This is a genomic window from Streptomyces termitum (assembly GCF_014650175.1).
GTDB lineage: Bacteria > Actinomycetota > Actinomycetes > Streptomycetales > Streptomycetaceae > Streptomyces > Streptomyces termitum.
This window is the reverse complement of the sequence record NZ_BMUL01000009.1, coordinates 320,370-326,657: the sequence shown is the minus strand read 5'-3', so window position 1 is coordinate 326,657 and position 6,288 is coordinate 320,370. Positions and strand designations below refer to the sequence as shown.

The 6,288-nt window shown below is 72.9% G+C and carries 6 protein-coding genes and 1 pseudogene; 2 read left to right on the top strand and 5 right to left on the bottom strand.

What is annotated here, in order from left to right:
- Positions 1-525 precede the first annotated feature (525 nt).
- Positions 526-1,524 carry a tryptophan--tRNA ligase gene (gene trpS, locus IE219_RS19480; RefSeq protein WP_189979114.1) on the top strand — a complete coding sequence of 333 codons (999 nt, stop codon included), beginning with the start codon at positions 526-528 and terminating at the stop codon, positions 1,522-1,524.
- On the opposite strand, the gene IE219_RS19475 is transcribed toward trpS, so the two are convergent.
- Entirely contained in the window at positions 1,491-2,516 is a 1,026-nt protein-coding gene (locus tag IE219_RS19475) for a GlxA family transcriptional regulator (RefSeq protein ID WP_189979112.1), read from the bottom strand. The genes trpS and IE219_RS19475 overlap by 34 nt on opposite strands.
- Positions 2,517-2,591: 75 nt before the next feature.
- Between IE219_RS19475 and IE219_RS19470 the strand changes: the two genes are divergently transcribed.
- Positions 2,592-3,176, top strand: a complete 585-nt coding sequence (locus tag IE219_RS19470; protein WP_189979110.1) for a cysteine hydrolase family protein — start codon at positions 2,592-2,594, stop codon at positions 3,174-3,176.
- Positions 3,177-3,179: 3 nt separating this feature from the next.
- On the opposite strand, the gene proC is transcribed toward IE219_RS19470, so the two are convergent.
- From proC to IE219_RS19450, 4 genes and pseudogenes are all read right to left on the bottom strand, one after another.
- Positions 3,180-3,989, bottom strand: a complete 810-nt coding sequence (gene proC / locus IE219_RS19465) for a pyrroline-5-carboxylate reductase (RefSeq protein ID WP_189979107.1) — start codon at positions 3,987-3,989, stop codon at positions 3,180-3,182.
- A gap of 84 nt (positions 3,990-4,073) precedes the next feature.
- Positions 4,074-4,811, bottom strand: a complete 738-nt coding sequence (locus IE219_RS19460) for an ABC transporter permease (RefSeq protein ID WP_189979105.1) — start codon at positions 4,809-4,811, stop codon at positions 4,074-4,076.
- Positions 4,808-5,503 (bottom strand): annotated as a pseudogene (locus IE219_RS19455) (ABC transporter ATP-binding protein); the annotation flags it as partial. The gene IE219_RS19460 and the pseudogene IE219_RS19455, both read right to left, overlap by 4 nt.
- A gap of 123 nt (positions 5,504-5,626) precedes the next feature.
- Complete coding sequence (locus IE219_RS19450) at positions 5,627-6,241, bottom strand: cysteine hydrolase family protein (protein WP_268256853.1); 615 nt, start codon at positions 6,239-6,241, stop codon at positions 5,627-5,629.
- Positions 6,242-6,288 lie beyond the last annotated feature (47 nt).

Here is a 6,288-nt window from a genome sequence, read left to right as displayed (position 1 = left end):
TTTTCGCTTTCGCTCCGGGCCCTTCCGGCTTTTCCGACTCTATCAGACCCTTTCGGTGTCCGATTCCCCGTCAGAAGGGGGTGTCTTCCCGGCCGTTGGGCCGTTCCGACGAGTGAGACTTTAGCGGATTCCCCGCCCCCGATGCGAATCGGGGGTTCGTGTCCGAATGACTCGAACGCGGATTCCTCATTTCGCAAAAGCGCACGGAAAGCAGAACGGCACGACAACGCGGCCGTCAGGCTTCTGTGGTTCTTGCGGAATCGCTGTCCGGGGCCGACCGGAGTCGGTGCTCACGTCGGACAACTCGGAGAACACTATGGTCCGCCAAACCGCGTGTCAACCCCGGTCCGGAGGCGTACGCTGCATCCATGACTACGCATGCGCACACCACCCAGTGGTGGGCCGCCTGACGGCGGCCCGTACTCACGCATGCACACACGGCCGCCGCTCCGGCGGCCGTTCGCGTATCCCCCTCCGGGAGCCGGGCCGTCGGGCCGGCGCTGAACGGAGAAGGAGCGGAACGCGATGGCGAGGATCTTCAGTGGGGTCAAGCCGACCGGGCATCTGACGCTGGGCAACTACCTCGGGGCCGTACGGCGGTGGGTCGAGGTGGACCAGCACCGGGGCGAGGCGCTGTTCAGCGTGGTGGACCTGCACGCGCTGACCGTCGAGCACGACCCGGCGCGGGTGCGGCGGCTGAGCCGGCAGGCGGCGACGCTGCTGCTGGCCGCCGGACTGGACCCCGCGCTGTGCACGCTGTTCGTGCAGAGCCACGTGGACGAGCACGCCCGGCTGTCGTACCTCCTGGAGTGCACGGCGACCGACGGGGAGCTGCGGCGGATGATCCAGTACAAGGAGAAGAGCGTGCAGGCGCGGGAGGCCGGGCAGAGTGTGCGGCTGTCGCTGCTGACGTATCCGGTGCTGATGGCGGCGGACATCCTGGCCTACGGGGCGGACGAGGTGCCGGTGGGTGAGGACCAGACGCAGCACGTGGAGCTGACGCGGGACCTGGCGGTGCGGTTCAACCAGCGGTACGGGCACACGTTCACCGTGCCGAGGGCGACGGCGCCGGCGGTGGCCGCGCGGGTGATGGACCTCCAGGACCCCACGTCGAAAATGGGGAAGTCGCACGAGAACGGGGCCGGGATCGTCTATCTGCTCGACGACGCCGACACCGTACGGCGGAAGGTCATGCGGGCCGTGACCGACAGCGGGCGGGAGGTCGTCTACGACCGGGGGGAGCGGCCGGGGGTCGCGAACCTGCTCGATCTGCTGGCGGCCGCGACCGGCGGGGACCCGGAGGAGCTGGCCGGGGGCTTCGGCTCGTACGGGGCGCTGAAGAAGGAGACGGCGGACGCGGTGGTGGAGCTGCTACGGCCGGTGCGGGAGCGGCACGCCGCGCTGGCGGCGGATCCCGGCTACGTGGACGGGGTGCTGCGGGAGGGGGCCGGGCGGGCCCGGGGGATGGCGCGGCCGCTGGTGGACCGGGCCTACCGGGCGATCGGGCTGCTGCCCGCCGGGTGACGGAAGGCGGCGCGGTAGTCGCGCGGGCTGGTGGCGAGGTGCGCGGCGAAGTGCTGGCGCATGGTGACCTCGCTGCCGAAGCCCGCGCGGCGGGCCACCTCGGGGAGGGGGTGGTCGGTGCGTTCGAGGAGTTTCTGGGCGGCGGCGACGCGCTGGGCGGTGAGCCAGCGGGCGGGGGTGGTGCCGGTCGTGGCGCGGAAGTGGCGGGCGAAGGAGCGGGCCGACATCCCGGCGCGGGCGGCGAGGCTCGCCACGGTGTGGGGGGCGTCGAGGTGGGCGAGGGCGTGGGCGCGGACGGCGGCGAGGGCGTCGCCGTCGCGGTCGGCCCGGGGGGTGGGGCGCTCGATGAACTGGGCCTGGGTGCCGGTGCGGAAGGGGGCGGTGACCATCGAGCGGGCGATGGTGGCGGCGGTCTCGGCGCCGTGGGCCGTACGGACGAGGTGGAGGCAGAGGTCGATGCCCGCGGCGGTTCCGGCGGAGGTCCAGACGCCGGTGTCCTCGATGTGGAGGGCCTCCGGTTCGACGGTGGTCCGGGGGTGGCGGGCGGCCAGGGTAGCGGCGAGGCGCCAGTGGGTGACCGCGCGGCGGCCGTCGAGGAGGCCGGCGCGGGCGAGGACGAAGGCGCCCGCGCAGAGGGCGGCGACGGGGACGCCGTCGGCGTGGGCGCGGCGGAGGGCGTCGAGGACGGGGACGGGCACGTCGGTGTCCGGGTCCTCGATGCCGGGGACGACGACGAGGTCGGCGGGGGTCAGGTCGTGGAGCCACGCGAGCGGGCGGTCGGGGGTGAGGGTGAGGCCGCCGGTCAGGGGGACGGGGACGGCAGGGTCGGCGGCGGCGCGGCGGAGTTCGAAGGGCGGGACGCCCCGGTCGCGGCGGTCGGCGCCCCAGACCTCGGTGGCGACGGAGACGTCGAAGGCGCGGATGCCGGGGAAGACGAGGAGGGCGATGCGCTGCGGGGCCGGGGTGGTGGTCGTGCCCGCCTGGGCTGTCATGGGTGGCAGTAAACCATCGATCGGAGGCTTTTCCGCCTCTGGGGCGAGGGGCTCCGGGGCGGCAGCATCGTGGGCATGGAGATCTACGAGAACACCGCGCTGGTGGTCGTCGACGTGCAGAAGGGCTTCGACGACGAGGGGTTCTGGGGGCGCCGGGACAACCCCGGGGCCGAGGAGAACATCGCGTCCCTGATCGACGTGTGGCAGGAGACCGGGCGGCCGGTGGTCTTCGTGCGGCACGACTCGGTGCAGGAGGGGTCGCCGCTGGCGGCCGGGAGCGCGGGGAACGCGTTCAAGGACTTCGTGGCGGAGCGGCGGGGGAAGGGGTCCGGCCCCGAGCTGCTCGTGACGAAGTCCGTGAACTCCGCCTTCTACGGGGAGCCCGACCTGGACGCCTGGCTCAAGGGGGCCGGGGTCCGGCAGATCGTGGTGGTGGGGATCCAGACGAACATGTGCAACGAGACGACGGCCCGGATGGGCGGGAACCTCGGGTACGAGGTGCTGTTCCCGCTGGACGCCATGCACACCTTCGACCTGGCCGGGCCGTTCGGCTGGACGGCGACGGCGGAGGAGCTGACCCGGGCGACGGCGGTGTCGCTGCACGGCGGGCGCTTCGCCCGGGTCGTGACCGCGCGGGAGGTGGTGGCGGCGGCCCGGTAGGGGTCAGCCGTTGCCGGAGGCGAGTTCGCGGCTGCGGTCGCGGGCCGCTTCGAGGGCGGCGATCAGCGCGGCCCGTACGCCGTGGTTCTCCAGCTCGCGGATGGCGCTGATGGTGGTGCCGGCCGGGGAGGTGACGGCCTCGCGGAGCTTGACGGGGTGCTCGCCGCTGTCGCGGAGCATGACGGCGGCGCCGATCGCGGCCTGGACGATCAGGTCGTGGGCCTGGGCGCGGGGCAGGCCCAGGAGGATGCCGGCGTCGGTCATGGCCTCGACGAGGAAGTAGAAGTACGCCGGGCCGGAGCCGGAGAGGGCGGTGGCGGCGTCCTGCTGGGACTCGGGGACGCGGAGGGTCTTGCCGACGCCGCCGAAGATCTCCTCGGTGTGGGCGAGGTGGGCGGGGGTGGCGTGGCTTCCCCCGGAGATCACGGACATGCCCTCGTCGACGAGGACGGGCGTGTTGGGCATGACGCGGACGACGGGGGTGCCCGGGGTGAGGCGCTCCTCGATGAAGGCGGTGGTGATGCCGGCGGCGGCGCTGATGACGAGGCGGTCGGCGGCGACGTGCGGGCCGAGCTCGTCGAGGAGGCGGCCCATGTCCTGGGGCTTGACGGCCAGGATCAGGGTGTCGGCGCGCTTGGCGGCCTCGGCGTTGGTGACGGCCTCGACGCCGTAGCGGTCGCGGAGCTCCGCGGCGCGGTCGGCGCGGCGGGTGGTGACGAGGAGGTTCGCGGGGCGCCAGCCGGCGCGGATCATGCCGCTGAGGAGCGCTTCACCGATCTTGCCGGTGCCGAGGACTGCGACGGTCTTGGTCATGGCTCTGTTCACCTCGCCGGAGGGGGTACGTGTCGTCATCCTCGCACCGGGGCGGGGGTGGTGCGGCGGGTGTCCGAGGGGCGGTCAGGCGGTGCGGCGGCGGAGGGTGGCGGCGCCGAGGCCGAGGACGAGGAGCGCGCAGCCGGCGACGACGAGGACGTCGCGGACGAAGGCGGGGGTCAGGTCGGGGTGGCGGAGGACCTCGTTCATGCCGTCGACGGCGTACGACATGGGGAGCACGTTCGAGATCGCCTCCAGGGCGGGGGCCATCTGGTCGCGCGGGGTGAACAGGCCGCAGAGGAGCAGCTGGGGGAAGATCACCGCCGGCATGAACTGGACGGCCTGGAACTCGGAGGCGGCGAAGGCCGAGACGAAGAGGCCGAGGGCGGTGCCGAGGAGGGCGTCGAGGAGGGCGACCAGGAGGAGGAGCCAGGCGGAGCCGGTGACGTCGAGGCCGAGGAACCAGAGGGCGAGGCCGGTGGCGAGGAAGGACTGGACGACGGCGACGAGGCCGAAGGCGAGGGCGTAGCCGGCGATGAGGTCGGCCTTGCCGAGGGGGAGGGCGAGGAGCCGTTCGAGGGTGCCCGAGGTCCGTTCGCGGAGCGTGGCGATGGACGTGACCAGGAACATCGTGATGAGCGGGAAGATGCCGAGCAGCGAGGCGCCGATGGTGTCGAAGGTCTGCGGGCTGCCGTCGAAGACGTAGCGGAGCAGGAAGAGCATCGCGCAGGGGACCAGGAGCATCAGCGCGATGGAGCGGGGGTCGTGGCGGAGCTGGCGCAGGACGCGGGCGGCGGTGGCGAGGGTGCGGGCGGCGTTCATCGGCGGGGCTCCTCGGGTGCGGTGCGGGCGGCGGCCGTGTCGACGAGGTGGAGGAAGGCCGCTTCGACGGTGTCCGTGCCGCTGCGCTCGCGCAGGGCGGCGGGGCTGCCCTCGGCGAGGAGTTCGCCCTCGCGCATGAGGAGGAGGCGGTGGCAGCGCTCGGCCTCGTCCATGACGTGGGAGGAGACGAGGAGGGTGGTGCCCCGGTCGGCGGCGAGGCGGTGGAAGAGGTCCCACAGGTCGCGGCGCAGCACGGGGTCGAGGCCGACGGTCGGTTCGTCGAGGACGAGCAGGTCGGGGGTGCCGAGGAGGGCGACGGCGAGGGAGACGCGGCTGCGCTGGCCGCCGGAGAGGCGTCCGGCGAGGGAGTCGGCGTGGCCGGTGAGGTCGACGTCGGTGAGGGCCCGCTCGACGGCGGTGCGGCGGTCGGCGCGGTGGGCGCGGCCGGGGTGGAGGACGGCGGCGAAGTAGTCGAGGTTCTGCCGGACGGTGAGGTCGTCGTAGACGGAGGGGGCCTGGGTGACGTAGCCGACGCGGGGGCGGAGGTCCGGGTGGCCGGCGGGGCGGCCGAGGACGGTGAGGGTGCCGGTGACCTTGGCCTGGGTGCCGACGACGGCGCGCATGAGGGTGGTCTTGCCGCAGCCGGAGGGGCCGAGGAGGCCGGTGACGCGGCCGGCGGGGACGGTGAAGTCNCGTCAGGCTTCTGTGGTTCTTGCGGAATCGCTGTCCGGGGCCGACCGGAGTCGGTGCTCACGTCGGACAACTCGGAGAACACTACGCCTCGGGAAAACCCTGTGTCAAGGGCGGTCTGTGGATCAGGAGGCTTCGAGGAGGGTGCGGAGGCCGGCGGTGTCGATGACGTGGGCTCGGGAGGGGAGGATCCGGCGGATCAGGACGTCGTGGGCTTCGGCGTCCCGGTCGGCGACGCCGTCGGAGAGGACGTAGAGCCGGTAGTCGCGGTCGGCTGCGTCGAGGGTCGTCGACAGGACGACACCGCTGGTGCTGACGCCGGAGAGGACCAGCGTGGTGATGCCGCGTGCGCGCAGCTGCTCGTCGAGGTCGGTGGTGGACATGGCCCCGTAGCGGGTCTTGCGGACGACGATGTCGCCGTCCTGCGGGGCCAGGCGGGGGTGGACGGCCGTGGCCGGGTCCTCGTGGTGGAGGGCGTGGTGGTCGGCCAGGGGTGCGAAGGATTTGTTGGCCGGCGGAATCGCGTCCCAGTCGGTCTCGGTGAAGCCGACGCGTACATGGGCGATGGTGCCGCCTTTCGCGCGTACGTCGGCGATGGCGGATTCCACGTGGGCGAGCAGTTTCTCGCGGGTCTCGTCGTCGGGCAGGCCGGCCAGGATGCCGGGCTGGCAGTCCATGACCAGAAGGGCGGTGTGGGACGGAGTGAGGGGAGAGGAAGAGAAAGGAAAAAGGGTGGGCACGGGAGCCCTCCGGGTCTCTGAGTCTCAGGATCTCTGGGTTCGCGGTG